Origin of the sequence: Micromonospora sonchi (genome assembly GCF_014646235.1) — a bacterium.
Taxonomy (GTDB): domain Bacteria; phylum Actinomycetota; class Actinomycetes; order Mycobacteriales; family Micromonosporaceae; genus Micromonospora; species Micromonospora sonchi.
This window is the reverse complement of record NZ_BMNB01000024.1, coordinates 46,144-72,583: the sequence shown is the minus strand read 5'-3', so window position 1 is coordinate 72,583 and position 26,440 is coordinate 46,144. Positions and strand designations below refer to the sequence as shown.

Genomic DNA, 26,440 nt, shown 5'->3' with positions numbered 1-26,440 from the left:
GGTGCAGGTGGCGTCGCAGACGCCCCCTGCCCGGGGTGGTCGGTCGTCAGAGGGCGACGATCACTCACAGTCCGCCGCCGCCCTTGCGGCTGCCGGAGTCGAGCACGCGCTGCTGCTCCTTGGCGATGTCGTCGAGCGCATCCTTCGGCTTCTTCGCGCCGTTGAGAGCCGCGTTCACGTTGGTGTTCTCAATGTCGACGAGGCGCGCGTACTCGGGCACGTTCCACATGTCCCGCATCCGCGGAACCGAGTCGGTGTACACCTGGTTGAACGGCCCGGCATTGAGGAACTCGGGCGATTCGAGGGCGTCCGTACGCGATGGCACGCCACCAGCTGCGGCCCACTTCTTCTGGATATCAGCCCGCTCGAACCACTTCATGAAGTTCAGGGCCTCCGCCTGGTTCGCCGTGGAGGAGTAGGCCGACACGTGCATCCCCATACCGCCGAGAGGGACCAGGTTCGTCTTCTGGCTCGGCAGGGTGGCAAAACCCAGCTTGTCGAGAATCTGCTCCCGCGTGGTGCCGAGCGTCGACTGCTTCGGATCAAGCAGGCCGCCGCTCGCGGCGATCCAGTTGAACGCGATGCATGCCTTGCCCTGGGCGACCGCCGCATTCACCTCGTCGATGAACCAGTTGCCGGAGCCCTTGGCGGTCAGCGGCTTCATCTTGTTGACCAGGACGTCCATCGCCTCGTGGCCCGCAGCGTCGTTGAGAACGCCCTCGATCTTGCGCGTCTTGGAGTCCCAGAGGTTGCCGCCGTAGACGCCGTTGACCGTGTTGTAGGTTACGGCCGCGGCGTCGGAGCCGTTGGCCTGGTGGAAAGCCAGCCCGCTGACGCCAGGGTGCTCCGCCTGGCACCTCTCGGCGACAGAGATCATCTCGTCCCAGGTCTGCGGTGGCTTGTCGCCGATCAGGTCCTTGCGGTAGATCATCGTCCAGGTGTCGCCGAGCAGTGGCAGTCCGTACAGGCTGGCGTTTTCGTCGCGCTTGCCGGTCTCCGCTTGGGGGAACTGGCCGTAGGCCGCCAGGAGGTACGGGTTGTAGGCCTCGACGTCGATGTTGTTCTTGACGAAGTCGGTGATGTCGAGGATGTTGCCGTTCGTCACGGCCTCGCCGATGTGTTGCGAGTCCAGGATCGCGATGTCGAAGTCGGTCTTGCGCGCGGCGAACTGGGTGAACATCGCGTCGTGCCAGTTCGCGTTCGGCACGGTGTTGACCTTGATGGTCGCGTTCGGCCGCTCCTTTTTGTACTCCGCGTTCGCGAAGGCTTCCAGTGCGTGGGCGGGGGGCCAGTCGAACCAGATGAAGCTGAGGGTCAGCGGGTCCTTGGTGAGCTCCGGGATGGTCGCCGGTGCCTTGGGGGCGCTCGCCTTCGCGCCGTCGTCCTGGCCATCGCCGCAAGCCGCCACGGTCGTGGCCACCAGCAGCATGGCCGCCGTCGCCAGCTGCACCTTTCGACCGGGAGCGGACACTTGTCCCATTCGCTTTGAATGCCGCATCTTCTTGCCTGCTTTCTGGGTTGGGACCTTCTAGAGCCTCGCTATGTGCTTCGCCGAGCGGTTGCTGGGTTGTTCAGGCGTGTTGCCGGGCTGCCGCGGGGGCCGACCCGCGGACCGGCGTTACGAGTACGCCGCGATGTACCGGGTCTTCATGCCGTCGAGAAGTCCTTCGGTCCACCTGCGGCCGGGTGTCGAACCGAGCAGGACGTCGAGCATGTTCATGGGAGCTCCCGGTGATCGAAGCAGAGCGATGGCGGGCGGTTCCGCGATGGTGCAGGATGGCGAGCATCCGCCACTTTTCCTATACGATCGAGTGGGGGCGTCAGCATGCCGCAGCGTTGTGACTGATGTCAATAGGTTCGCGAAGACGCAAGGAAGGACCTCACGTCACGATGGACGACGAAGCGATGATCGCGCGGGGCCGTAGGGCCGTGACGGGCGGAACGTCGTCGGGAAGATCTGGCGGCCGGCTTGCCGACGAGGTGTACGACACGCTGCTCGGACAGCTGATGTCGCTACGGATCGAGCCTGGCTCCCGCGTCACGATCGACGTCCTGGCGCGAGAGTTGGGGGTCTCGCAGACGCCGATCCGGGACGCTCTGAACCGCATGGAGGCCGAGGGTCTGGTCGTGCGTGTGCCCCATGCTGGCTACCGCATTCCCCCCCAGATAACCCGTCACCGATTCGAGGACATGCTCGAGGTCCGCCTGCTCCTCGAGCCGGCAGCGGCGCGCAGATCCGCCGAACGCGCATCCTCGGAGCAGGTGGCCGGTCTGCGACGAATGCTGGAGGAGATGGCGGAGCTGGAGGGGGGCAACGGGCCCACGGCCTATGGCGCCTTCGGTCTACGCGACGCCGCTTTTCACGATCTCGTCGCCCTGAGCGCGGAGAACCAGGTCATCCGTGAAGCGCTCGCTCGCCTGCACAGCCACGTGCACCTCTTCCGGCTGCACCACGACACCCAGGTCACTCACTTGGCCATGGCCGAGCACGAGGAAGTTGTGGCCGCGATCGCCGCACGTGACCCGGACGCCGCCGCTTACGCGATGCGTCGGCACATCTTGCGGTCCGGCGAGCGTTTCCGACGATTGTTCGACGAAGTCAAGGACGCGAATGCAATGGCGGTAGAGGCTTGACGGGCGGGCTGGGCCGAGGAATGCTAACTCAATCGGATCGGATTGGATCTACCTCACCCGCCCCCCAGATGCGAGGAGAAGCAGGTGCCCAGAGCGCTGATCCTGACCGGCGACGCCGCCGAGGAGCTCGACACCATGTATCCCTACTATCGCGTGCAGGAGGGCGGCTGGGACGTCGACGTCTCGTCACTGACGATGCGTGACGTGCAACTGGTCATCCACGAGTTCGACCCCAACTCCGACGCCTACGTGGAGAAGAACGGCCGGAAGCTGCCGGTCGACGTGCCCTGGGCCGAGGTCGACGTCGAGCGCTATGACGCCCTCATCATCCCCGGGGGACGCGCTCCCGAGTGGATCCGGGTCGACGCCGACGTCAGGCGCATCACCGAGCACTTCTTCGCGCGCAACCTCCCCATCGCGCTGGTGTGCCACGGCGCGCAGGTACCAGCGGTGTACGGGCTACTGAAGGGTCGAAAGACGGCGTGCTTCCCACCCATCACCGGTGACATGGAGAACGCGGGCGCGACGGTCATCGACGCTCCCGACGTCGTGGACGGCAATCTCGTCTCCTGCCGGGGGTGGCCCGACATGCCGCAATTCGGCAGAGCGATGATGGAGCTCTTCTCGAAGTCCGTCAACCCCGCATCGGCTTGAGCACACCTGGCGTGCCCCGGTGACGACACCTCGGACCGTCACAGTCGGCGGCTTTCCCGTCCACGTCCTGGAGAGCGGCACCGGGCCCGCGGTGCTGATGCTGCACGGCTCCGGACCGGGCACGACCGGGTCCGGCGCCTGGGCAACGACGGCGCAGGCGCTGGGCACGTCCTTGCACCTGGTGGCTCCTGACCAGGCGGGGTTCGGCCGTACACCTGTCCCGGCGGGCTCCAGGGGTGGGCTCCGGCTGTGGACGGAGCAGGCCGCGGGCCTGATGGATGCTCTCGGTATCGAGTACTACGCCGTGGTGGGTCACTCCATGGGCGGCGCCGTGGCGCTGGCGTTGGCGGCCGCGCGCCCCCAGCAGGTCACCCGTGTCGTGGCGGTCTCGACGATGGGCGCCCCCGGGGCGCCGCTGTCCGCCGAGCTCGACGCGATCTGGGCCGCCCCCGCCGGCCCGCTCGGGGCACGAGACATGCTGAGTCGCCTCGTCCTCGACCAAGCGCTCGTGACCGATTCGGCCGTCGATGCCCGTGCAGCTGCGATGCGAGCGGGTGCGGCCGCATTCGCGTCGTTGTTCCCTCCACCCAGGGCACGATGGGTCGACGAGCTCACCCTCTCGGCGCAAACGCTGGCGGCGATCCGCGCGCCCGTGCTGCTCGTTCACGGCGCCGAGGACCGAGTCACCCCGCTCGGGACGGCAGCCCAGCCCCTACTCGAACACCTGGCCGATGTCCGTCTGCACGTGCTCGGCCGATGCGGGCACGTGCCGGCGATCGAGCACCCGCACGAGTTCAGGCAACTGTTGTCGTGCTTCCTCCGCCGGGACCGCTGTCACTAATTGCGGCGGCAGGGGCCCGTGAACCGACCACCACCGAAAGGACTTTATCGCCCCTGTCCGTCAAGCCGGTCAACCCTACCTGTTGCGTCGGCCGCAGCCTCCCCCCGGATTCGCCACCTGGGAACCTGGGAAGCCTGCGACAGGAATCGCATTTGATCAGGTGGGCAGCGATTGACAACACATAGACAGGCGATAATATCTCAGAGTTGGTTCCGTGTTTCTGGCTAGTTGGCGGCGGGAGTCTTTGTGGATGCTCGACGATGGCGAAAGCTAAGGTCGGCCACGGCCACCGGTGTGACGGGATCCCTCGTGGCGGGGTTGTTGACCGCACAGGCCGTCTCCGGCCCGGCGGCGGCCGCTGTCGGACTCACGCTGTCCGTGGATGTGTCCGCCGCTCGGCATGTGATCAGTCCTGACGTCTACGGCATGAACGGTGGTGATCCGGCGCTCCTCGCCGAGCTCGGCATGCCGGTGGCACGCTGGGGCGGCAACGCGAGCAGCCGCTACAACTTCAAGAACCACACCTACAACACGGGCAGCGACTGGTACTTCGAGAACATCGTGGCCGGGCCTGACAACACTGTTGAGTCGTTCGTCAAGACCAACCGGGACCGTGGGACCAAGCAGGTGGTAACCGTGCCGCTGATCGGGTGGGTGGCGAAGGACTCGCCCCAGTCGCACCCGTTCGCGTGCGGTTTCCCTGCGACCCGCTTCCCCACACAGGACGCGTTCGACCCGTGGGACCCCAACTGCGGTAACGGCCGGCTCAACGACGTGAACCTCACCGGGGCGGTGCCCACGGACACTTCGATCCAGGTGGACGCGTCGTTCGCTGGCGAGATGGTGTCGCATCTGGTGCGCCGGTTCGGCCGGGCGGCGCGGGGCGGCGTGTCGATCTACCAGCTCGACAACGAGCCGGTGCTGTGGAGCTCCACGCACCGCGATGTCCATCCCGAACCCGTGACGTACGACGAGTTGGGCAGCAAGGGTACGGCGACCGCCGCGGCGATCAAGGCCGCTGATCCCAGCGCGGCAGTGCTCGGCCCGTCGGGCTGGGGTTACTGCGAATGGGTGGCGTCCGGGCTGGACGGCTGTGCGCCGGGCGCGGACGCTGCTGCGCACGGTGGGCTCAACCTGTCCCAGTGGTACCTGAAAAACATGAAAGACTTCAGCGACGCCCACCGCGGAAAGCGCTTCCTCGACTACTTCGACCAGCACTACTACCCGCAGATCAGCGGTGGTAAGGACCCGGAGGCCAACGCGCTGCGGTTGCGGTCCACGCGCTCGCTGTGGGATCCGACGTACGTGGACGAGTCGTGGATCGGTCCGGACGGTGTGAACGCGCCGCCGCTGCAGCTGATCCGCACGATGAAGGCGTGGGTCGCGCAGTACTACCCGGGTACGAAGGTTGCGATGACCGAGTACAACTGGGGCGCGTTGGACGACATCAACGGCGTGTTGGCGCAGGCCGACGTTCTCGGGATCTTCGGGCGCGAGGGGCTGGACCTGGCCACCATCTGGGGAGAGCCGAAACCGACAGATCCCGGGGCGTACGCGTTCCGCATGTACCGCAACTACGACGGGGCGGGGAGCCGATTCGGCGAGGTCAGCGTATCGGCGATCAGCAGCGACCAGGGGCAGTTGGCGGTCTACGGTGCGCAACGCTCATCCGACAAGGCACTGACCGTCATGGTGATCAACAAAACGGGCAACGATCTGACCTCACGGTTGACGGTCGCCGGTTTCAACGGCAAGGGCACGGCACAGCGCTTCACCTACAGCGCAGCCGATCTCACCTCGATCAGGCGAGGTGCGGATCTCCCGGTGACCAGCGGCAGCGTCAGGGCGACGTACCCGGCGAACTCCATCACACTGCTGGTCCTGCCGAAACGCCGACACTGAGCGATTCCTCAGCCTGTCGCGCGAGCCGGTACCGTGCCACACTGCCGGCGGCCCGGGGGCGTGCTCGTTGTCGTCCTGCACCCTCACGGGTACATCAGACCAGAACGCGCAGAACACCCCGGGTAGGTTGAACGACCCGACACGGCCGAGGTCAACTGACCTGCCAGCCGACAGAAAGTGATATTGACGGTTGTGTAGGTGTGCGGCAGGATTGCTGCGAGCCATCCGCGCGGGAACATCCGACCCTCTTGTATCGGCTGAGGGCATGTGCGACGTCTGGGCAACGTCGACCCGCCTGCCACGGTGAGTTGATCGCGCTCGCAGCATGCCGGCGAGCCATGCCGCCGTGCCGTACCCGTGGTCCGGGATCGAGTTCGTCCAGTCAGCCAGCCGTGCTGATCGATGTGAAGTGACAGGTCGCCTGCGACCTACCGAGGCAGCGCCGCCTCCGCTCTGCAGAACCGACGATGCCTTGGGAGAACAAAACATGAAGGAACATCAGGAGGGCCGGCTGCGGACACGGTGGCGGCGGGCAGCCCGAACCGCCGCCGCCGCGGCGACAGCCGTCGTGGGAATCACCGTGCTCGCCGTCGGCTTTACGGCGGGCGCGGCCACGGCGGGCGGCAGCCCCGCCGACCGGGGTACGTCGAGCGCCTCGGTCGCCGCCGCGGCAGTGTCCCAGGTCGCCACGGGTGATCTGCACACCTGTGTGATCCGTACCGACGGGACGCTCTGGTGCTGGGGCAACAACTTCAACGGCCAGCTCGGGGATGGGACCACCACGAGCCGGACCGCTCCGATCCGGATCGGCGACGCCACCACCTGGGCGAGGGTCGACGCCGGTAGGAGCAACACCTGCGCGGTGCGCACGGACGGAACGCTGTGGTGCTGGGGTGCCAACAACAACGGGCAGCTCGGGGATGGGACCACCACGAGCCGGACCGCTCCGATCCGGATCGGCGACGCCACCACCTGGGCCAGCGTCAGCACCAGCAACAACCACACCTGCGCGGTCCGGACCACCGGCACCCTGTGGTGCTGGGGCCTGAACGGTCACGCCCAGCTCGGCATCGGTACGACGCCCCTGATGTCGACCACCCCCCAGCAGGTCGGCACGGCGACCACCTGGGCGAGGGTCGCCACCGGGTACGCGCACAGCTGCGCCGTCCGCACCGACGGGACCCTGTGGTGCTGGGGCAGCAGTTCCGACGGGCAGCTCGGTCTCGGCATCCTGAGCTTCAAGGCGACCCCGACCCAGGTGGGCACCGCGACCACGTGGTCCGGGGTGACAACCGGGTACGTCCACACCTGTGCGGTCCGCACTGACGGGACCCTGTGGTGCTGGGGCGAGAACGGGTACGGCCAGGTGGGCGGGGGCAGCGGCTACCAGACCACGCCACTGCAGGTCGGTACCGCCACCACCTGGGCGCGGGTCGAGACGAGCATCGACTCGTCCTGCGCGGCCCGTACCAACGGCAGCCTGTGGTGCTGGGGCAGGAACACCTACGGGCAGGTCGGTGACGGCACCACCACCCACCGGTCGGCCCCGACCCAGGTCGGCACCGCGACGACCTGGACGGGCGGTCTGGCGGTGTCCTACCACGGCTGCGCGGCGCGCAGCGACGGCAGCCTGTGGTGCTGGGGCGACAATTTCCTCGGGCAGCTCGGTGACGGCACCACCACCGGCCGGACGACCCCGGGACAGGTGGTCCTGCCGGCCTGACCGGCACCGGCGGGTGACCTGAGCCGTCGGCCCGCACCGCCGCCCATCGGCAGCGGCGCGGACCGACGGCATCCCGCTGCCGGGTTGGGGAGAGCAGCGGCTGGTGAGTGCAGCATGCTGCCGGGGCGGGTCTCGTTGGGCCACCCGCAGCGGAAAAGCGCGGCCGATGCGCAATTACGGTGGCCCGGCCCGGAACGACGCATCGTACGCAGACGCTCCGACTGTGGGTCGTTTCTGTGCTGGGTCCGCCGAAATGGTTCGGCGGGCCGCGCGGCTGAGGGGTGGGTCAGTTGCGCCAGGTGTCGTTCAGTGGAGTTCCTCCGTTGCCGACTGTGACGGTGCGGTTGCCGCCGGTGGCCGAGGAGAGCAGGGGTGCTTTGGTGGGATCCCAGTCGCCGAGGGAGGGATGGTCCCCGGCGACATGGGTGTTCTGGCCGAGGGTGGTGGTGGCAGTCACGCCGAAGGTCACGGCGGTCACGCATAGTTCCGTACGACACTTGCGATCGCTGACGCGGTCAGCGGGACCACGTCGGGTTGCACGAGTCCCTGGTAGTCGCGGTAGTGCACGACAGGGGCGACGGGCGGGGGCAGGTGAGGCTCCAGCCGGTATCCGGCGATCGCGGCTTGCTCGATCATCCACGCTCGGCTGTCTGGTGAGAGATCTGCCATCCGGCCGAGCGCGGCCCTCGCACGCCGCTGCCGCCACCAACCGGGACGGGTGAGTGCCGTGTCGAACAGCGGGAATGTGTTGTTGTCCCAGGCATCGGCGATCCTGACGATCGCCTGCCGATCGACGTAGCGGCCATCTGCCGCCAGTTCCCCGATCTGCGCCACCGACCGGTCCAGCAGCGCGGCGCACATCGACATCTCGGAAGTCCCGGCCATGACTGCGAAGCCTAAGCAGACAGGGTGACAAGCCGAACCAGCGACGATCGGTCGTCATGGCCCACGACTCGGCCCTGAGCAGGTCAGATCGCATTTTCGACAGCCACAGGGTACGTCCGGGCGGTGTGAGATCCATCGCCGGTGGGAAGGCCCGGGTTAGCCTGAGACGTTATCCCGCACATGCGGGAGACGGATGTGGTGGTTATCGGCGCCGGACAGGCGGGGCTGTCCAGCGGGTACCACCTGCGCTCCTCCGGCTTTGACTTCGCCGTCCTGGACGCCAACCCGGCACCTGGCGGGGCCTGGCAGCACCGGTGGCCGACGCTGCGCATGGCGACCGTGCACGGGATCTTCGACCTGCCCGGCATGCACTTCACGCCTCCGTCGCCCGACGAACCAGCCGCTGACGCGGTGGCGGCCTATTTCGCCGCCTTTGAGAGCAAATACGGCATCGATGTGCAGCGGCCAGTCGCCGTCACGGCCGTCCGGAACGCCCCCGACGGACGACTCCTCGTCGAAGCCGGCAACAGCACCTGGACCACCCGGGCACTGATCAACGCCACTGGAACGTGGACCAGGCCGTTCGTGCCGTACTACCCGGGACAGGAAACGTTCCACGGGCGGCAGCTGCACACCGCCCACTACCGGGGGCCGGCGGAATTCGCCGGGAAGCGGGTGGTTGTCGTCGGGGGCGGAACGTCAGCGGTGCAGCTCCTGGTCGAGATCGCCGACGTCGCGGCGACGACGGCCTGGGTCACCCGCCGGCCGCCGGTTTTCCGGGACGGGCCGTTCACGCCCGACTACGGACGCGAGGTGGTCGCCAAGGTGGAGGCACGGGTCCGGGCCGGCCTGCCCCCGGGAAGCATCGCCAGCGCGACCGAACTGTCGTGGACACCGCAGCTGCTCGAAGCCCGGGAACGCGGTCTTCTCCTACGCCGGCCGATGTTCGACCGGATCGTTCCCGACGGCGTCCAGTGGCGCGACGGCGCGGCGCAGGACGTGGACGTCATCCTCTGGTGCACCGGCTTCCGGCCGGCGCTCGACCACCTGGCCCCGCTGCGGCTGCGGGGGTCCCGCGGCGGCATCGTCGTGGACGGCACCCGGGTGGTCGCCGACCCGCGGATCCACCTGGTCGGCTACGGACCGTCCGCGAGCACAGTCGGGGCGAACCGTGCCGGGCGGGCAGCGGTCCGCGAGCTGCGCGCTCTTCTGGCGGCGCCCACCCCGGTCTGACCAACTCATGCCTTGGCGAGGGCGAAAGTGTGGAGCGTTTCGGTGGTCGTCGGGTCGGCAGGGAAGAAGGCCTCGATGGCCAGCCCGGCGACGGTGACGTCCAGTGGCGTACCGAAGAGGGTGGTGGTGCTGAAGAAGGACAGCTCCTGGTCGTTGTGGCGGTACCGGAGCGGGATGACGACGCGCGAAACGGCGTCATTGATCGGTGCCGCATGGCCGTTGCCGCCGGGGTAGCCCCGAAGCTCCTCGTGTAGTTCGTACAGGGCCGGGTCGTTGGTTGTCGCGGCCTGCTGGCGCAGCCGGTGGAGCAGGTGGGCGCGCCACTCGGGCAGGTTGAGGATTCGCGGAGCCATGCCGTCGGGGTGCAGGCTGAGCCGCAGCACGTTGATCGGTGGGGTGAGGAGGTGGGGCTCGGCGCCGGCGGTGAGCAGGGCGACGGCAGGGTTGGCTTCGACGAGACGCCAGTGCTGGTCGATGAGGACTGCGGGGTACGGGCTGTGTCCGTCGAGGACGTGCCGTGCGGCGGCACGTACCGGAGCCAGTTCTGGGTCGCTCAGCTCGTGGCTGGGGTAGGCGGGCGCGTAGCCGCCGGCGAGCAGCATCCTGTTGCGCTCCGCCAGCGGCATGTCAAGCTGCTCCGCCAGCCGCAGGATCAATTCCGGGCTCGGCCGGGCTCGGCCGGTCTCTACGAAGCTCAGATGCCGGGCCGACACCCCCGCCTCGATCGATAGGTCAAGCTGACTCATCCCGCGAGTTCGGCGCCAGTCGCGCAGCAGATCCCCGACTGGCCGCACCATCCTGGTCATAGTCGTCACGCCGCCGACCCTAGTTGCCGAGCTGGCGCACAGATCATTACCTGCGGGGTAATCGACAGCGCGCCAAGGCGCCGGAGATCATCTCTTCCAGGTGCGGCGGCAACCCTGCGCCGTTCCCGCGAAACAGCGCCCGGGAACCGACCTGACGAACGGAGAAGTCATGACCGCGTACGCGCTTGCTCACCTGCGCAGGGAACCCATCCACGCCGACGTGCTGGAGTACATGGAGCGCGTCCAGGTCACCCTCGCCCCCTTCGGTGGGCGGTTCATCGTCCACGGAGGAACCATCGACGTACTGGAGGGCAGCTGGCCGGGCGACGTGGTGATCATCGAGTTTCCTGACATGACCAAGGCCCGCTCCTGGTACGACTCCAGCAACTATCAGGAGATCAAGCCGCTACGGACGATGCACCTCGCCGGCGAGGTGATTCTTGTCGAAGGTGTGGAGCCTGACCACAGCTCATCGCAGATGGCTGCCGAACTCCGTCAAGCCAACGGTCTGTAGCGTCTGAATCTGGCCCCGTGCCTCCAGCCCTGGTTTGGAACCCTTCTCGTCCCGGCGGTGTCGATCGTTCATGCACCTACCGGGAGGAGATGGCCGTATGCCCGTCACACCGCGCCGCGAGCTGATCGTCTGGAGTGAGCCCAACCCACCTCATGACGAGCTACCGTCTGACCGGCGGCCGCAGACCGCAGATTGGTGGCGCCGCCGAGTTGGTAGCGCCTTCGTTGTGGCGGCGTTGCTGGCGACGATCGGCGTTTCGGTTACGCACCGGGCACCTGACGGGAAGGTCAGCCGGGGCAGCGCCGCGGCGGCGAACGCGACGTACTCCGATAATGCCGTTACCGGAGTGGATGCCGGCGAGGTGAACAGGGCGCGATTCGATGCCCTGTTCGTTCAGTTCGTCGACCGGGATCACGGGTTCGCGCTGACCGCGACCTGCCCCGACGGTAAGCAGCATTGCTCGTACGGCCTGGCAGTCAGCATCGACGGTGGTCGCACCTACCAGCATCGGGCGCTTCCGTTGGCGAAGGTTCCACCGACCGAGGGCTATAGCGCCGACCTGCACGCTGTCACCACAGATACCGTCGTGATCGAAGACCGCGGAAAGTGGTGGGTGAGCATCAACGCCGGCCGTACGTGGCGTTCGGCACCCGACTCCGTGGCGCGAAACGTCGCCGAGATCCCAGCCGCCGGGCGTCTACACGTTCGTTGTCGCGATACGAACTGCGAAATCCGCGAACTGACGGTGATCGACCCGGACACCGGCCTGCGCCTGAAGGTGCCCAACGTGCCGTTGGAGCGGGTCCACGGCTCGTCGGAGTCCACGATCGCCCCTGACGGCACCCGATGGATCTCCGGCACCGCCCGGGGCGACGTTCCCGCTCTGGCCACTACGCGCGACGGCGGCCGTACCTGGTCGGTGTCGCGATTCCCCAAGCCGGACAAGCTGCTGTACGGGCCCAGGCTGCTGGTGGGACCTGGCAGCCTCTGGTACGCGGTGTTCTCCGTCCAGCGCGAGGACGCCAAGAACGGCTTCGGGCCCATGTACGCCAGCACGGACGCGGGCCGAACGTGGACCCGGATCCGGAACGGCGAAGAGCAACCCGCCTCGATCCTGGGCGCGATCGTCCGACCGGATGGACGTCTTCTGATCGGCACGGAGCTCAACGGCCCGATGACCAGCGCCGACGGGGGGCGCACCTTTACGAGACCGGGGGCCGGGCCCAATGTCTCCTACTTCATCGAACGCAGCGGGATAATCACGGCCCAGAAGGGCAACGGGTCCTACTCGACGTCGCTGGACGGCGGGGTGACGTGGTCACCGATCTCGGTACCAGCGCCGTAGCCCGGGCGGTCCGGCCGTGGCCGGACCGCCGGTCGGTTGGTCAGGCGCGGGTGCGCTGCCGCATCCGGGTCGAGACGACCGCGCCGACTGCCATGAGGACCGCGACGACCAGGGACGGCAGGGCGTCGGGCCGGTGCAGCAGTTCCCCCGTCGGCCCGGCGTTGCCCAGTTGGTAGAGCGTGCCCAGCAGGAGGGTGGGGGCGACGGCGATCAGCAGTCGCTGGTCGGCCGTCGCCACCCACAGGAAGGCGCCTGCCCCGGCGATCACCATGGTGGCGGCAACGATCTGCGAGCTCATGCCGACCATGCGGAAGCCTTCCGCAGGGATCAGATGCAGGGCGAGTATGCCGGCGGTGACCAGAACGGCGTTGGCTCGAGGCGCCGGCGGCACGTCCGCCGGACGCCGCAGGCCCACCATGATCAAAGGCGTGGCGACAACCGGTGCCCACCACTGCGGCAGGCTGTTGGAGAGCAGGTACGGGGAGATGACGGTCGGCACCACCGCCGCAGCCACCACCAGGACGGCAGCGGTGCGGGTGCGGCCCGCGACGAGCGCCACCAGCGCCGCGCTCACCATGACCGCGTGGATGCCCTGATTCCGCAGGACGGCCAGGGGGTCCGAGAGTCCGCCGAACTGGAACGCCTCGACGAGGTCGTCCAGGCCGATGAGCGCCCCCAGCGCCAGCACCGCCATGGCGCCCAGGTGGATGCCCTGCCAGAGCAGCACGGCGGTGGGCCGGGCCGCGGTGCTGCCACCGTGCACCTGTAGGGCGCCCCGGATCAGCGAGGCTGCCTGCCGGATGCTGGGCCAGCGGCGGGTGGTCGGTTCGTCGCCGATCAACGTGTCGATCAGTTCGTCGGCGCGTTCGCGGCGGTAACCGGCCGGATAGGCCCGCAGCAGCATGCGGTAGCGCTTCTCCAGAACATCAGAACTCATGCTGGTCTGATCCTCACGATAGAAGGTTGATGGGTGCTTCCCTGCGGGAAACTCCGGTGCGGCAGGCGGTCCATGACCACCCGGGCGGCCCGGGCGAGCCGGTCGGCTTCCTCGGCGAGTACGCGGTAGCCCTCGTCGCTGAGCCGGTAGTAGCGACGGGCACGCCCGTTGACGATCTCTTCACCGTCGGCGGTGATGAGCCCCTCGCCGAGCAGCCGGTCGATCACCGAGTACAGCGAGCCGGCAGCGAGTGTCACCCGTTCATCGGACAGCTCAGTCACCCGCTTGATCACGGCATAACCGTGGAGCGGGCCACCGAGCAGGGCAGCAAGGACGAAGTACGACGGTTCCCGCAGCGCGGGACGCGAAGTCGATCGCATGGTTTTGAATATACAAGCTCCATGAGTATCTAGCCAAGGTGACCGTGCACCGTGGCCGGTTGACCTGATCGTCCCCACAAGACGGTGCATGCAGGACGCCCGGGTGTGCGCCGCCCCGGCGCGGTATCGAGTGATCAGCCTTCCGGGTGCTCGACAATGTCGCTGCCGTCCCGGTGACTGCGCGCCTCTCATCTCCGTCGATCGTGGAGCCGCGGCCCACGCCGCCATGCCGGATTGCGGCCGCGACGGCTTGGTGGTCTTCGAGCATCGGTAGGTGTCCCGTATTCAGGTCGTTCTGCCAGGCGGCGCCGAGGCGTTGGGCGCATCGTTGTTGCAGCGCCAGGCAGCTCATGGTCGTCGGTGGTGCGCAGGTAGCCCCGCCACCCGTTCCACGACCGGTGAGCGGTCCGGTCTCGGTAGAGGGCGGGTGTCTCGGGGGTGAAGTCGGCGATGATGCGGTCGGCAACCTCCTCGTCCAGACCATGGGGCGAGGCCACGTCTGATCGACGAGTCCGTGGCCGGGCCCCGGCGAATCGCATCGCAGTTTTCCGGATTCGCGGTCTCCGGTCTGCTAGTGCCGTCTCTACCAACGTTGATCGGGGTAACGCGTGGAAGGGCCGGACATCGGCCGTACGCCGGGTCGCCCTGCCAGAGGCACGTCCCGAACAGGCGTCATGTCACCCTGACATATTCATGTCACGGTGACATCAGCATCCTGACGACCACCGCTCCCCGCACGCCAGCCAGGTGCCCGAGACGATCATCCGGCATCGAGCCGCTCGAACCCAAGCGGATCCGGACAGCCTCGGCGGGATGCACCAGTCCCGCCACGTCGAAACAGAACCTGATCAGCGCCAGAACGACGGGCTACCCGATCAACGCGACATGACGGACCGTGATCCGAGGTATTGCCGCAGGACGAAGACCTGGTTTCTGCTCCGACACGCCGACCAGCATGACGCTCACGGCCAGCATGACGCCCACGCATAGACGTGATGGGTGATGGCGATCTACCGGTTGCCGCGGCTCGATCGTGCTGTGCACGGATCGAGGACCGGCACGCTCATCTGCCGCGTGGGGCGCGACTTGCTGGGTCTCTGCCGTGGTCCCGTCGGTCAGCGCAGTCGGATTACGGCATGCCGCCGCTATCGCTGGTAACGCCGGCATCGTAGGCCCGGTTGGTGTCCCCGCCGTACCCCTGGCCGCGGATGCTGCCGCGACCTCGACGACGCCGCTCGTCTGCGTTCCTTCGGATGGCTCGGCGGGCCGCGAGCATTGCGCTGGCTCTGCCTTCGGTCGCTCGCCGCCGTCGGAGCAGTGCGACCAACGCGAGAGCCACAAGTACCAGCGCCGTTCCAGAGACTGCGATCCACAATGCGTTTCTCATTTGCGTCGATCGTAGGAGCGGTGGTCCGTACTGTCACCGTGCCCGACCGCGTGCTGCATGTGGCTCCGTGCCTGCCCGAAACTGTGAGGCGCCCCGCAGCCGCCGAACTGATGATCGCATCATGATCCGGTGTGCGGACATGCCGCCGTCCGTGCCCGCTGATTGATCGCGAGCGGTCACGGCCGGTAACTGGCTTCTGAGTGGAGCGGGCATCCTGAGCTGCCGATGAGCGGTTGTTCCGTGGTGAACCAGCAGGGGTGGCCCGGGCCTTGGTCGGTGACCTCGGCCCGGGTTCTGCGTCGGACCTCAGTTCAGGGCGATGTGGAGCCGTTGACCGGCGGGTCGGTAGCCGACGCGCTCATATACCCGCCACGATTCCTCCCCGGAGGCCTCAAGCCAGGCGATTTCCGCACCTGCGGTGAACAGCCGCCGGGTGATGTCGGCGGTGATCGCTTCCAGGGCGGGTGCACAGCTGGTGACGTACTCCAGGCGGGGTTTGCGATCAGCCGCGCGGAAGGCTGCGACCAACCTCGACGGGCGCGGGTCGGTTGGAAAGGTTGGCGACGACGGACTGCTGGATGCGGACATCCATGATCAACGTAAGCCTCGATGCATGAGAGATGCTGCGGTGGACGAGTGAAGCGTTGGACCGCTCAACCATGCATAGAGCCGCGCGACGACCATCCGTCGCGTGGTCGGCACTCAGGCGGCCGCTCGGCCTACCCGGATCACAGGCGTCATTCCCTCATGCGGACACCGCACTAGTAACAGCTCAGCTTCCTGCCGCTGCGGCCTGCGCGTCCCACATGCTGATGACCACGCCGAACACGAAGAGCTGCAACGCTGTCGCGAGACCCGGCAGTTCGATGGCTACGTCGCCGCGCCAGAAGCTGGTCTTGCGCACCGAGCCCACCGGCGTGTCGCCGAGGATCAGTTCCTCCTCGCCCCAGAAGGACTTACGCCGGAAATGGTAGGTCTGCCCGGCCGCCTCGACGGTCCACCGCTTGCGGCCTACCCGGTCGGCTGCGGCGACCATAGCCCCCGCGTCGTCGACCATCGTGTACTTGTTGCCCCAGGCGTTGGAGCGGACCTGAAAACGCTGCCCGTCCAACTCGAACTCGCCACCGCTCTTCCACATCGAGCGGTCCCACACCGTGATCTCTCGGCCTCGGTCCGTCACGCTGTAACGGCTCCGCCAGACGCTGGTCTTCCGAGCTTCCATACGACCAGAGTAGGCAATACGGCTTCGGAGCGGCACGCGAAGAATACCGCGCAGAAGAACAGCAGCCACGCGGCATGCATGATCCCGGTCAGGGTCGGTGTACGCACTCGACAGCCTCTGGCGAGCCGGTCGATGAATGTGCTCATTTGCCGCCAATCGGGCGTCGTGTTGGTGATAGACGCCGGGGCGGGTGGTCGAGACCGGGATAGCCCTGGGAGGGCACCGTAGACATGCTGCGGCGTGTTGCGGCTGCGGTTGGCCGCCGTAGGAGTTGATCGATACTGTGCGTCGGTGGCCCGTACACAGCTCACCGCCCAGTTGGTGGTTGACGGTCGGGTTCCGCAGGCATTGGCGCTGTCGCCGGAGGTAGGTGGGCGGCCTACGTGGTCGCCCCGGTCGGGCGGGTTGGTGATCATCCGGTCAGCGAACTTTGGGTCGTCGCCGTCGACGGGACCGGGTCTCCGCGACGATTGACTTCGGGTGAGGCGTACGATTCGGCGCCCCGGTGGGCCGGGGATTCGCTGTTGATCTATTTTCTCTCCGACCGCGCCGAGCGTGGCACGGCGCAACTGCACCGGGTGGGGCTGGTCGACGGTGTTGTGCAGGCGGTCACGTGCTGGGCCGGTGGTGTGTCCGGGCACCTCCCACTGACCGGCGCCGGAATCAGCGACTGGGGAATGCTCGCCGCAACCGGAGAGCAGGGGCCGTTCGAGGCTGCCCTCGGCGGCAGCAGCGGCTGGGAAGGACCGGATCCACACCGCCACGACCGGCTCAGCCCGATCTCGTACGCCTCAAGGGTCCGCACGCCGATGCTGATCATGCACGGCGAGAACGACACCAACGTTCCGGTATCACAGGCGGAGTTCTTCCACCGCGCGCTACGTAGGTTCGGAGTCGAGCACGAGTACGTCGTCTACCCGCGGGAGAACCACTCGATCCGCGAACGCAACCACCAGCTCGACGTGCTCCGCCGCACCCACGCATGGCTCGACCGGTGGCTCGGATGACCCCAACGTCCGACCGCCACGACCGCTATCGCTGAGCGCGGCAGGCCAGACCACCTGTCAGACCGCTCGAACTTCGGCGAGCCGCCTGACGGCGTACTCGTCGTCCCAGCAGACAGCGGCCTCCCATGCGGCCGACGCTTGCCCGGCGATATCGAGCGCGCCGTCGTCGAGGCCGGCGGCGTTGTCGGGCAGCACGAGGTCGAGGTCGGGAACATCGACATGCGCCTCGTCCGAGTCGATCAGCCCGACCTGGCTCGCGGTCATGCGGATGTTGCCAGGGTTGGGATCGCCGTGCACGACGCATGTCTGACGCCCGGCGAGCCGCGCCCACGCTGCCCGGCATCGAGCAACGCTCTCAGGGGGCATCGCGCCGAGGTCGATCTTCGTCCCGGTCTCGGCGTGCAGGAGGTCGGTCGACGATCGCCAGCCTGGGCGCTGCGGCCAGCCCTGCGTCAGCCGATGCAGCTTGCGGAGCGTGCCGGCCACGCGATGCCAGTCGGCCTGCGTCTCGGGCGGTCCGCCATCCAGGTAGGTCATCACCACCAGACCGTCGGCGAACAGCCGGCCGTCCGTAGTCGGGATCGGGACCGGCGCGGTCAGACCTTCACGGTCGAGGTGTTGGAGAAGCGCTGTCTCCCAGGCAAGATCAGCGTCGCTCCTGGTGCCGAGACGACCGACCGCGAGGTGCCCGTTGACGCGTACGCTCCACACGTCGTTAGCGACTCCGCCAGCGAGCGGTTCGATGCGAGCGACGTCGTCACCCCATTGCCCGAGTGCCTCCCACCCCATTGGCCACATGTTACGGGGCTCCGAACATCACTGTTCTCGGCGCATCCCGCCCACAAGCACACTCGGCAGCAGCGAATCATGGTGCTCGTCTCCGTCTCGCCCTCAGGGCGATGCGTAGTTGATCAGCGGTGCCTATGAGCTGGGATTTGTCACGTACCCGCTGTCAGTCGACGTACCCGGCGGACTCGACACCGCCGCGCGCGTGGCATGGATTGTCTGGCGGGTCGACCCGCTGCTTCCGGGATTGTCCGGCTAACCTCGGCCGGCGTGGCCCTCCCACCTACGCACCCGGTAGACGTGCTGCTCCTGCTCACCCACGCCGATTACATCCTGCTCGCACTCCGCGAGGGCACCGGCTACGCGGATGGGCAGTGGAACCTGCCATCCGGCAAGCTGGAACACGGTGAACATGCCATCACCGCCATCGTCCGCGAGACACGCGAAGAGATCGGCGTGTGCCTCGATCCTTCGGAGCCGCTGATGGTCACGACCGTGCACCACCGCAATTCCGGCGGCCTCGCCCGAATTGGCCTCGCCTTCGCCGTGGCCTTCGACCCGATCCTGCACGGCGAGCCGGTCAATGCCGAGCCGCACAAGTGCGCCCAGATCGAATGGTTTCCCGCTGACCTCCTGCCGTCGAACACCTACCCCTATACCGCCGCCTGCGTACGAGCATTCCGAGACCGGGCACCTTTCGCGCTCAGCGGCTGGTCATAGCCGCACACGTCCCGTTCGGCCCACCGGCATACGCGGCAGCCGGAGCGAATCCGCCGCACCACTGCCCCGACGGACCGCAACCGCCTGAAAGAGCACGCCATGACGACGTCGAATCCAACACGACCGACCTCACCCACGTTGGTCATCCTCAGGGGCAACTCCGCCAGCGGAAAGACCACCGCCGCCCGCGAGGTCCGGCGCCGCTTCGGACGCGGCGCCGCCCTGCTGGAACAGGACTACCTACGCAGAACCCTGCTCCGGGAACACGACAGCGCCCACATCCAACCGGTCGCCCCCGCATTCATCACCGCGGCCGCCCGCACCGCGCTCGACCTCGGTTACCACGTCATCCTCGAAGGCATCCTGCACACCGAACGCTACGGCACCGCCCTGCACCACCTCATCGACAACCACCCCGGGCCGGTCGCCGTGTTCTACCTGGACGTGTCCTTCGACGAAACCGTCAACCGCCACCTCAACCGCAACGAACCCATCCCCGTCACCCCCGACGAGATGCGCACCTGGTACACCCACCGCGACCTGCTCGGCATCCCCAACGAAACCCTCATCAGCGAGACCAGCGCCCTCGAACAGACCGTCACCACCATCCTGCACACCAGCGGCCTCACCACCGTCGACCCGCAGACGCCCTGCCCCCGGCGCTGCCGCCACTGTGCCCGCGAATCCGCACAACCACATGCCGCAGAGGCGACGGTTCCATGACGCCGCAGACAACCCACGTCACGCCGAAGCTCCGGTACTTCAGACCCACTTCCCCTTCGCCTTCAAGCGTGACGGGAACCGGTCACCAGAAAAACGAGGCGCATTGATGAGGAGCACGACACTGTGGGGGCTACCAGTGGGCCGTCCTCGCATACCTCGGCGGGGTGGCGTCAGCCGGCGCGAGTGCCGTTCGGCACGGATCGCTCCGGCACCGCGAGCACTGGGACGACCTTGTCGGCATACCCGATGTCGAACATCATCGCCTCGGATACCTCGCCCATCATTTTCCGAGGTTCGAGGTTGACGACGAAGAGCGCCTGCAGCCCCTCGATCTCCGCTGGGTTGTCGCGTTCCTTCTTCATTCCGACGAGGACGTTTCTTTGGTGGTCGCCGAAATCCACGATGAGGCGCACCAGCTTGTCCGACTTCTCGACGTCTTCCACCTTGGCGATGGTGCCTACCCTGACATCGATCTGCGCCAGCGTTTCGTAGGACATCGTGGGCTTGATTGGCGCCGGGTGGAACATACCTGCTTCGGTCATCGACATTTCGATACTGTACGTGACGACTCGCGGTGCCCGGTCCAACGTTCAGCGATACCCGAGCCGGTCAGGACGGTGGCCTGGCCCAGCAACGGTCGCAGCCGGCTGTTGACCCGCGAGAGCGTGGCCGGCGAACATCCGAATAAGCCTCGATCCGTGGATCGGCTTCGGGTGATCCGGTGATCGATTGGGCGAATTCCGCTCTAACTTGCCGGCTGCCGCTTGCGACTCGTTGCGGCGCATCAGGAACAGGGCCACCACCACCGCTCAAGACAGCCACAGCACCCCGCCGCCTGCCCCAGAACCGGCTGCCACACCCCGCCCAGCAAGACCTCGTCCTCGGGCTCCGGATCCGGATCCACTGCGGCGAGGGAGGCAGGCTCGCTGCGCTATTCCCGGCAGCCTCAACGTTGGCCGGCCAGGAAGCGGTGCGCCGCACCGCCGGCACAATCGAGAACGACGGGTACTACGAGCAGGAATGGCGCATCAACGAGCACGCCGGCACGCATGTCGACGCGCCCGCTCATTTCACGGCGGGCGGCCGCACGGCGCCGGAGCTGCAGCCGTCCGAACTGGTCACCCCGGCCGTGGTCATCGGCATCGCGGTCCGCGCTGCCCGAAACTCCGATGCGGTGGTGACCGTGGATGACATCCGGGCGTTCGAGCGCCAGTACGGACGCATCCCGGACGACGCGGCCGTCCTGATGTACTCCGGCTGGGGTGCCAAGGTCAGTGATCCGGATGCGTATCGGGGCACCGACGCGGCGGGCACGCTGCATTTCCCCGGCTTCGGCCAGGACGCGTGCGAGTGGCTGCTGCGCCATCGCAGGATCCGCAGCCTCGGCGTCGATACGCTCAGCATCGACCCGGGCAACTCGGCGACGTTCGACACGCATCTGATCCTCACCGGCGCCGACCGCTACGGGTTGGAGAACCTCGCCAACCTCGATCGCATTCCACGGAACGGCGCGACGATCTTCGTGGGTCTCATCCCGTACGAGCGCGGTTCCGGTGGTCAGGCCCGCGTGCTCGCCACCTGGTAAAGCCGGCAGAGTCCTGTCGTGACGAGCCGGCTGGCGTGAAGCGCCAGGGCTACGGCAAGCGCTCGCCCCGTACGGATTCGTCAGACCTCTGGTGGCGGGTTAGATTGCCAGCGAAAAGTGGCGGTTGGCGGGATCTTGACTGCCCCAGAGTCAATACATCATACTTTTCGCGGAGGTGACCATCCATGGTCGTGACGACCCCCATCCACGTTGCGGCGCGGTCATGCAGTCGGCCATCCGCATTCGCCCCCACAGCGTGAGGGGCGGCCGCATGGCAGATCTGAAGCACCTCGCGATGCTGAATTCCGACGGCAAGGCCCGTCCGCCGCTCAGGGACCCTGCCGGCGTCAAGACGGCTCTGGTCGACTTGAGGGCGCGCGTGCTCGCCCGAACGCCCTACGACCGGTTGAGTGCCCGGCCACGCACCACCCGCTGGGGCCAAGCCCGCGACCTTGTCGACCTCTGGCTGCGGCACGACACCGCGGCGACCGAATCCGACATCTGTGACGTCTGCGTCATCGGCAAGCATGCCTGAAAGGATCCCCGTGACCGCCACCGCAGGAACCGAGGAGCTCGACGCCCTCCGGGTCGCCGTACGCAGGCTGTGCGAGAAGTACGGCCACGACTACTACCTACGGACCAGCGAGGAGGCGGGGAATGCCCGCGAGTTCTGGGAGGAACTCGGCGACCTCGGTGCGCTGGGCGTCGCGATTCCGGAGGAGTACGGCGGCGGAGGGCAAGGAATCGAGGCCCTCGCCGTCGTCGCCGAGGAGATCGCCGCCTGCGGCCTACCTCTCATGCTCATCGCACTGTCACCAGCGGTGTGCGCGAAGATGTTGATCGACTACGGGTCCGACGAGCAGCGTGCGTTCTGGCTCCCCGGCCTCGCCGACGGTTCCCGCGTGCTCGCGTTTGCCATCACCGAACCTGACGCAGGCTCCAACGCGCACAACATCTCCACGCGCGCCGTTTTCGAGGACGGCGACTGGATCATCACCGGCCAGAAGTACTACGTCTCCCACGTCGACAACGCGGACGCGATGGTAGTCATCGCCAATGCCGCGGGAGGTCCCGACAACCTTCCGCCCGGCCCCAAGGCCTTCCTGGTACCCACTGACGCGCCGAGTTTGGCCCGCACCCCGATCCCTGTGGAGATCATCTCGCCGGAGCGGCAGTACTCCCTGTTCCTTGATGCGGTCCGGGTGCCCGCGGACGCCATCGTTGGAGGCGAGCACGGCCTGCGCGTGCTCTTCACCGGGCTCAACCCCGAGCGCATCCTCAGCGCCGCCCTGCTCAACGGGATCGCGCGTTACGCGATCGACAAGGCCGCCGACTATGCCAGGACGAGAGTCGTCTGGAGCGAGCCGATCGGCACCCACCAAGCCATCGCGCACCCACTGGCACGAGCGGAGACCCGCCTGGCCGCGGCTCGGCTGCTCACCCTCGAGGCGGCACGGGCCGTGGACCGCGGGGAGACCGGCGGCGTCGCGGCCGCGATGGCGAAGGTGGAGGCGTCCGAGACGGCGTCCTACGCCCTCGACGTAGCCATCCAGACGCACGGTGGCAATGGGATGGCCCGGGAGTACGGCCTGGCCACACTCTCCGGCCTGGTCCGACTGTTCCGGATCGCTCCGGTGAGCACGGAGATGCTTCTCAACCACATCGCCCACCGGGCCCTGCAGCTGCCCCGCTCCTACCGATGAGCGGGCTCACCGTCACCACCGTCGGAGCTGTGGTCACTGTCCACTTCGACGGCAGCCGCGGCAATGCTCTGGACCACGAGCGGTACGCCGGCTTACGCGCGGCTGCCGAGTCGGTCACGGCCGACCAGGTGCTGGTCCTGCGTAGCGCTGGCCGGCACTTCTGCACCGGCCAAGACCTCCACCAGCATGAGGCCGCCGTAGCCGAAGGGCGTTTCATCGAGGAGTTGCGACACGGTGCCTCCGCCGTGTTGGCGGTCCTGCGCTGCCGTGGCCCCGTCGTCGTGGCCGCGCAGGGCGCGTGCGTCGGGGCGGGGGCGCTGCTGGTGGCCTGCGCCGACGTGGCGGTGCTCGCGGAGGACGGCTGGCTGCGGCTACCGGAGCTCGAACTCGGGCTCCCACTCGGCGCGGCGGTGGCCGAACGGCTCCTCCCGCCCCCGTTGGTGCGACGGATGATGCTCACCGGCGAACACGTGGAAGCGCGCATGCTCGGCTCGTCCGGCGCTGCCCGCGTCGTGCCGCGAAGCGACCTCGACGCAACCGTCACGCAGGTGGTGGACGCGCTCTGTCACCTCGATCCCGGCCGGAGGGCGGTAGCCCGTCGGCTATGGGGAGACGACGAGCGGGAGCGAGCGGCAAGCGCCTACGAACGCGAGGTGGCGGCGTCTGTGGCGCTGCTGGTCGGCCACGACTCAGCCGGGCGTCGCCGGGTCTGAGCATCCAGGTCGGCCGTGAGCCGGAATCCGAGCGCCGTCTCCTCCTCGTGGTCGATCGGGAAATCGTGAAGCCGCTGCAGCGCCGACCGCAGGGCCCGGTATCCCTTGACCGCTGCCCGGATCTCCTCCTCGGACGGCTGGAGACCAGCGACGGCAAGCAGCGCCCGTACACACTCGTCGGGGTCCGGAAACCTCATCGCTCGTCCTCTGTCAGGTCGGGTGTCCGCAGGTGATGGTCGGTAAGGTCCTGAAAGTGCCGTCCCGCGTCCAGGACCAGCTGGTCGGCGTGCGGGCGGCCGACGATCTGCAGGCCGACCGGCATGCCGTCGGTAAGACCCATGGGCACAGACAGCGCCGGGTTTCCGGTGGCGTTCCAGTACGCCGTCTGCAGCATCGCCACGACCTCGTCGAAGTCGAGCCCGTCGACCAGCGGTGCCGCCCGTGAGGCGGTGGGCGACAACACCAAGTCGATGCCGTCGAACAGGTCGGCCACGGCTCGCACGAGATGGCGGCGTACCCGCTGTACCTGCACGTAGTCGGCCGCCGACAGCAAGGCACCGGTGATGAGCGCCGACCTGGTCGGGCGGCCGTAGTCCTCCCATCGGCGGCGCAGATCGGTGCGATGGTAGGTCAGCGCCTCGGCGGCGAGGCCCAACATCGTGACGTCCACGCCCTCGGCGTAGTGCGGCAGCCTGATCTCGGTGACCACCGCTTCGGCCGCGGCGAACACCTCCGCCGCTTCCCGCGTCAGCCGGCACACCTCGGCTGTCGACATCTCCAGCGGGTCCACCGCCAGCGCGATGCGCAGTCCCCGCAACGGCCGCACCGGTTCAGGTGAGTACGCGAAGCCGTAACCGGTCGTGGTCGGGTCCTGCCCGTCGGGTCCCGCGATCACCGACAGAAGCAGGGCACAGTCTTCCGCGGTCCGCGCCAACGGTCCCACGTGGTCGTAGGTCCAGCCCAGCGGGAAGACACCGGTTCGGGGGACCATTCCGTACGTCGGCTTGTGCCCGGTGACGCCGCACCAGGCAGCAGGCATCCGTACCGATCCCGCGGTGTCGGTGCCTAGCCCGCCGAGGAAGAAGCCGGCGGCAATGCCCGAGCCGGTACCGGAGCTCGACCCACCGGTCCAGCGGCGCGGATCCCACGGGTTGCGTGGCATGGGGAATGGCTTGTCGGGATCGTTGAAGCCGAGCGCGTACTCCATGGTGCTGGTCTTGCCTGTGAGGACGGCACCAGCCGCTCGCAGCCGCGCGACCGTCGGTGCGTCGACTTTCGCATCACGCGCGATGAGGCTCTGTGCGGTCGTGGGAGCGCCGTACGTCGCGATGACGTCCTTGATCCCGAGCGGTATGCCGGCCAGCGGGCCCAGTACTTCACCGCGTTCCCGTCGTGCGTCGACCTGCTCGGCCTCTGCCCGGGCGGCCTGCCCGCTTCGGTACAGGTAAGCGCCCAACGACGAATCCCAGCGGTCGGCCGCGGCCTCGACCTCGTCGAGGAGTGCCACCGCCGTCAGGGCCCCGGACTGAAGGTCGTGGAGCGACTGGGTGATCGTACGGGGTGTCAAGCGAGCTCCTCCGTTGCGATGCGGCGGACGCCGGGAAGCACCCAGGCAGCCACGAGCGACGAGACCACGACAGCCGCGACCAGCACGGCCGCCAGCGGGAACCGGGTCAGCACCGGGCCGGCCGCCAGGGCGGTGCCCGCGAGGGTGCTGAACGCGACGACCAGGTACGCCGAGTAGATCTCTGCTTCTCGGCCCGGTGGGGAGATCACGCCGACGAGTGCGGCGCTCCCGAGCAGGCACAGCCCAGCGCCGAGGCCGAGCAGCGCCGATCCCAGCATCACGGCGACGGGGGAGAGGTTGGCGACACCGGCCGCCGTGGCGCTCCATCCGAGGAGGGCGAGGACCACGCCGAGTGCCATCGCCGCGGACCGCGACAGCCGCCGGCCGCCGAGCTGAGCCGCTATGACCGCGACCAGTGTCAGCGAGACGAGGCGACCGCTCGCGGCCTCCGATGTCCAACCCATCCGGTGCGCGATCTGCGGGCCGAACGCACCGAACAGGCCAAAACACATGTTGGTGGAGAAGACGGCCGCCGCGGCGACGGAGAAGCGACGCAGGAGGAGTCGAGGGACGCGCACGGCCTGCACGACACGTACGGACCCCGGGGCCGTCCGGTCGGTCCGGGAGCGCGCCAGCGGCGCGAGCGGAAGCAGGAGCAGGACGGCGATCACCAGGTAGGGGACCAGGAGCGGGCGATCAGAGGTACTGGCCAGGCTGCCTGCGACGAATGGCCCGATGGCGACCCCGAGCGACACGCACAATGTGTTGACGAAGGAGCCCCGGTCCGGACCGTCGGGATGGGACTCCATCAGAGCGGCCGCCGCCGAGCTGACCAGTAGTCCGGCGCCTGCGCCCTGGACAAGGCGGCCACTGATCAGGGCGACCAGGTTGCTGGCGAACCCGAGGACGAGCATGGCGGCAAGCAGCACCGCCAGTCCGAGCAGGAGCGTATCGCGGCGTCCGAGTCGGTCCGAGAGGCCGCCGAGGCCGATGAGCACCAGCACCACCCCGATGGGATAGCCGGCGAACACCAGGCCCACCTGGTCGTCTCCGATGCCCCACTCCGCTTGGTACCTGGGGTAGAGCGGGGTTGGTGTGAGGCTGGCCATCATCGCGATGACCAGCAAGAGGCAGGCTGCCCACAGCAGGGGATCCCGCCGCGCCGAAGCCACG

Annotated in this window: 26 protein-coding genes and 1 pseudogene; 15 read left to right on the top strand and 12 right to left on the bottom strand. The window is 67.8% G+C overall.

Annotation, left to right across the window (positions count from 1 at the left end; all coding sequences use genetic code 11):
- Window positions 1-64: 64 nt before the first annotated feature.
- On the bottom strand, window positions 65-1,450 hold the full coding sequence (locus tag IEY61_RS22550; RefSeq protein ID WP_229706340.1) for an extracellular solute-binding protein: 1,386 nt from the start codon (window positions 1,448-1,450) through the stop codon (window positions 65-67).
- A 440-nt stretch (window positions 1,451-1,890) separates the two neighbouring features.
- Here IEY61_RS22550 and IEY61_RS22545 point away from each other — a divergent pair, with 440 nt between their 5' ends.
- The 5 genes from IEY61_RS22545 (at window position 1,891) to IEY61_RS22525 (ending at window position 7,754) form a co-directional block, all read left to right on the top strand.
- The gene (locus IEY61_RS22545; RefSeq protein ID WP_189047544.1) at window positions 1,891-2,634 is read left to right on the top strand and encodes a GntR family transcriptional regulator; all 744 of its coding nucleotides are present in this window, start codon (window positions 1,891-1,893) and stop codon (window positions 2,632-2,634) included.
- Window positions 2,635-2,718: 84 nt separating this feature from the next.
- Complete coding sequence (locus IEY61_RS22540) at window positions 2,719-3,288, top strand: DJ-1/PfpI family protein (RefSeq protein WP_189047542.1); 570 nt, start codon at window positions 2,719-2,721, stop codon at window positions 3,286-3,288.
- A gap of 97 nt (window positions 3,289-3,385) precedes the next feature.
- Window positions 3,386-4,129, top strand: coding sequence for an alpha/beta fold hydrolase (locus tag IEY61_RS22535; protein ID WP_229706344.1), 744 nt, complete (start codon window positions 3,386-3,388; stop codon window positions 4,127-4,129).
- A 309-nt stretch (window positions 4,130-4,438) separates the two neighbouring features.
- Window positions 4,439-6,031 carry a glycoside hydrolase family 44 protein gene (locus tag IEY61_RS22530; protein ID WP_229706339.1) on the top strand — a complete coding sequence of 531 codons (1,593 nt, stop codon included), beginning with the start codon at window positions 4,439-4,441 and terminating at the stop codon, window positions 6,029-6,031.
- A gap of 487 nt (window positions 6,032-6,518) precedes the next feature.
- On the top strand, window positions 6,519-7,754 hold the full coding sequence (locus IEY61_RS22525; RefSeq protein ID WP_189047536.1) for an RCC1 domain-containing protein: 1,236 nt from the start codon (window positions 6,519-6,521) through the stop codon (window positions 7,752-7,754).
- Between the two features lie 286 nt (window positions 7,755-8,040).
- Here the strand turns inward: IEY61_RS22525 and IEY61_RS31400 are convergent, their stop codons facing one another.
- Entirely contained in the window at window positions 8,041-8,232 is a 192-nt protein-coding gene (locus IEY61_RS31400; protein ID WP_229706338.1) for a carbohydrate-binding module family 20 domain-containing protein, read from the bottom strand.
- A complete protein-coding gene (locus tag IEY61_RS31395) occupies window positions 8,229-8,639 on the bottom strand; it encodes a hypothetical protein (RefSeq protein WP_229706337.1) in 411 nt (136 codons plus the stop codon). Before IEY61_RS31395 ends, IEY61_RS31400 begins: the two co-directional genes overlap by 4 nt.
- A gap of 180 nt (window positions 8,640-8,819) precedes the next feature.
- On the opposite strand from IEY61_RS31395, the gene IEY61_RS22515 reads away from it, so the two are divergent.
- Entirely contained in the window at window positions 8,820-9,872 is a 1,053-nt protein-coding gene (locus tag IEY61_RS22515; RefSeq protein WP_189047532.1) for an FAD-dependent oxidoreductase, read from the top strand.
- A 5-nt stretch (window positions 9,873-9,877) separates the two neighbouring features.
- Here the strand turns inward: IEY61_RS22515 and IEY61_RS22510 are convergent, their stop codons facing one another.
- Entirely contained in the window at window positions 9,878-10,678 is an 801-nt protein-coding gene (locus tag IEY61_RS22510; RefSeq protein ID WP_189047599.1) for a helix-turn-helix domain-containing protein, read from the bottom strand.
- A gap of 169 nt (window positions 10,679-10,847) precedes the next feature.
- On the opposite strand from IEY61_RS22510, the gene IEY61_RS22505 reads away from it, so the two are divergent.
- Together IEY61_RS22505 and IEY61_RS22500 are read left to right on the top strand one after the other, a co-directional pair.
- On the top strand, window positions 10,848-11,192 hold the full coding sequence (locus IEY61_RS22505) for a DUF1330 domain-containing protein (protein WP_189047530.1): 345 nt from the start codon (window positions 10,848-10,850) through the stop codon (window positions 11,190-11,192).
- Between the two features lie 97 nt (window positions 11,193-11,289).
- Window positions 11,290-12,537: a WD40/YVTN/BNR-like repeat-containing protein gene (locus IEY61_RS22500; RefSeq protein ID WP_229706336.1), complete on the top strand. Its 1,248-nt coding sequence runs from the start codon at window positions 11,290-11,292 to the stop codon at window positions 12,535-12,537.
- Between the two features lie 40 nt (window positions 12,538-12,577).
- On the opposite strand, the gene IEY61_RS22495 is transcribed toward IEY61_RS22500, so the two are convergent.
- The 4 genes from IEY61_RS22495 to IEY61_RS22480 all read right to left on the bottom strand — a co-directional run bounded on the left by IEY61_RS22495 (window position 12,578) and on the right by IEY61_RS22480 (window position 16,463).
- On the bottom strand, window positions 12,578-13,474 hold the full coding sequence (locus IEY61_RS22495; RefSeq protein WP_189047526.1) for a hypothetical protein: 897 nt from the start codon (window positions 13,472-13,474) through the stop codon (window positions 12,578-12,580).
- Window positions 13,471-13,854 (bottom strand): PadR family transcriptional regulator, encoded by a 384-nt coding sequence (locus tag IEY61_RS22490; protein ID WP_189047524.1) that lies wholly within the window; start codon window positions 13,852-13,854, stop codon window positions 13,471-13,473. Before IEY61_RS22490 ends, IEY61_RS22495 begins: the two co-directional genes overlap by 4 nt.
- A gap of 1,693 nt (window positions 13,855-15,547) precedes the next feature.
- Complete coding sequence (locus tag IEY61_RS22485; RefSeq protein WP_229706335.1) at window positions 15,548-15,829, bottom strand: GNAT family N-acetyltransferase; 282 nt, start codon at window positions 15,827-15,829, stop codon at window positions 15,548-15,550.
- Window positions 15,830-16,013: 184 nt separating this feature from the next.
- On the bottom strand, window positions 16,014-16,463 hold the full coding sequence (locus IEY61_RS22480; protein ID WP_229706334.1) for a hypothetical protein: 450 nt from the start codon (window positions 16,461-16,463) through the stop codon (window positions 16,014-16,016).
- A 647-nt stretch (window positions 16,464-17,110) separates the two neighbouring features.
- Between IEY61_RS22480 and IEY61_RS22475 the strand changes: the two are divergent.
- Window positions 17,111-17,470: pseudogene (locus tag IEY61_RS22475) on the top strand (alpha/beta hydrolase family protein); the annotation flags it as partial.
- Window positions 17,471-17,527: 57 nt separating this feature from the next.
- On the opposite strand, the gene IEY61_RS22470 reads toward IEY61_RS22475, so the two are convergent.
- Window positions 17,528-18,259 carry a phosphotransferase enzyme family protein gene (locus IEY61_RS22470; RefSeq protein ID WP_189047520.1) on the bottom strand — a complete coding sequence of 244 codons (732 nt, stop codon included), beginning with the start codon at window positions 18,257-18,259 and terminating at the stop codon, window positions 17,528-17,530.
- 297 nt (window positions 18,260-18,556) lie between these two features.
- On the opposite strand from IEY61_RS22470, the gene IEY61_RS22465 reads away from it, so the two are divergent.
- Both IEY61_RS22465 and IEY61_RS22460 read left to right on the top strand, forming a co-directional pair.
- The gene (locus IEY61_RS22465) at window positions 18,557-18,976 is read left to right on the top strand and encodes an NUDIX domain-containing protein (RefSeq protein ID WP_229706332.1); all 420 of its coding nucleotides are present in this window, start codon (window positions 18,557-18,559) and stop codon (window positions 18,974-18,976) included.
- Window positions 18,977-19,075: 99 nt separating this feature from the next.
- Complete coding sequence (locus IEY61_RS22460; RefSeq protein WP_189047516.1) at window positions 19,076-19,699, top strand: AAA family ATPase; 624 nt, start codon at window positions 19,076-19,078, stop codon at window positions 19,697-19,699.
- Between the two features lie 170 nt (window positions 19,700-19,869).
- Here the strand turns inward: IEY61_RS22460 and IEY61_RS22455 are convergent, their stop codons facing one another.
- Window positions 19,870-20,247, bottom strand: a complete 378-nt coding sequence (locus IEY61_RS22455; RefSeq protein WP_229706331.1) for a hypothetical protein — start codon at window positions 20,245-20,247, stop codon at window positions 19,870-19,872.
- Between the two features lie 404 nt (window positions 20,248-20,651).
- Between IEY61_RS22455 and IEY61_RS22450 the strand changes: the two genes are divergently transcribed.
- The 4 genes from IEY61_RS22450 to IEY61_RS22435 all read left to right on the top strand — a co-directional run bounded on the left by IEY61_RS22450 (window position 20,652) and on the right by IEY61_RS22435 (window position 23,700).
- Window positions 20,652-21,284, top strand: coding sequence for a cyclase family protein (locus IEY61_RS22450; RefSeq protein ID WP_229706330.1), 633 nt, complete (start codon window positions 20,652-20,654; stop codon window positions 21,282-21,284).
- Window positions 21,285-21,555: 271 nt separating this feature from the next.
- Window positions 21,556-21,819: a hypothetical protein gene (locus tag IEY61_RS22445; protein WP_189047514.1), complete on the top strand. Its 264-nt coding sequence runs from the start codon at window positions 21,556-21,558 to the stop codon at window positions 21,817-21,819.
- A gap of 10 nt (window positions 21,820-21,829) precedes the next feature.
- Entirely contained in the window at window positions 21,830-22,987 is a 1,158-nt protein-coding gene (locus IEY61_RS22440; RefSeq protein ID WP_229706329.1) for an acyl-CoA dehydrogenase family protein, read from the top strand.
- Window positions 22,984-23,700 carry an enoyl-CoA hydratase/isomerase family protein gene (locus IEY61_RS22435; RefSeq protein ID WP_189047510.1) on the top strand — a complete coding sequence of 239 codons (717 nt, stop codon included), beginning with the start codon at window positions 22,984-22,986 and terminating at the stop codon, window positions 23,698-23,700. The genes IEY61_RS22440 and IEY61_RS22435 overlap by 4 nt, the downstream gene beginning before the upstream one ends.
- Window positions 23,701-23,893: 193 nt before the next feature.
- On the opposite strand, the gene IEY61_RS22430 is transcribed toward IEY61_RS22435, so the two are convergent.
- Together IEY61_RS22430 and IEY61_RS22425 are read right to left on the bottom strand one after the other, a co-directional pair.
- Window positions 23,894-25,267 carry an amidase gene (locus IEY61_RS22430; protein WP_189047508.1) on the bottom strand — a complete coding sequence of 458 codons (1,374 nt, stop codon included), beginning with the start codon at window positions 25,265-25,267 and terminating at the stop codon, window positions 23,894-23,896.
- Window positions 25,264-26,439: an MFS transporter gene (locus IEY61_RS22425; RefSeq protein WP_189047506.1), complete on the bottom strand. Its 1,176-nt coding sequence runs from the start codon at window positions 26,437-26,439 to the stop codon at window positions 25,264-25,266. Before IEY61_RS22425 ends, IEY61_RS22430 begins: the two co-directional genes overlap by 4 nt.
- Between the last annotated feature and the right edge of the window lies 1 nt (window position 26,440).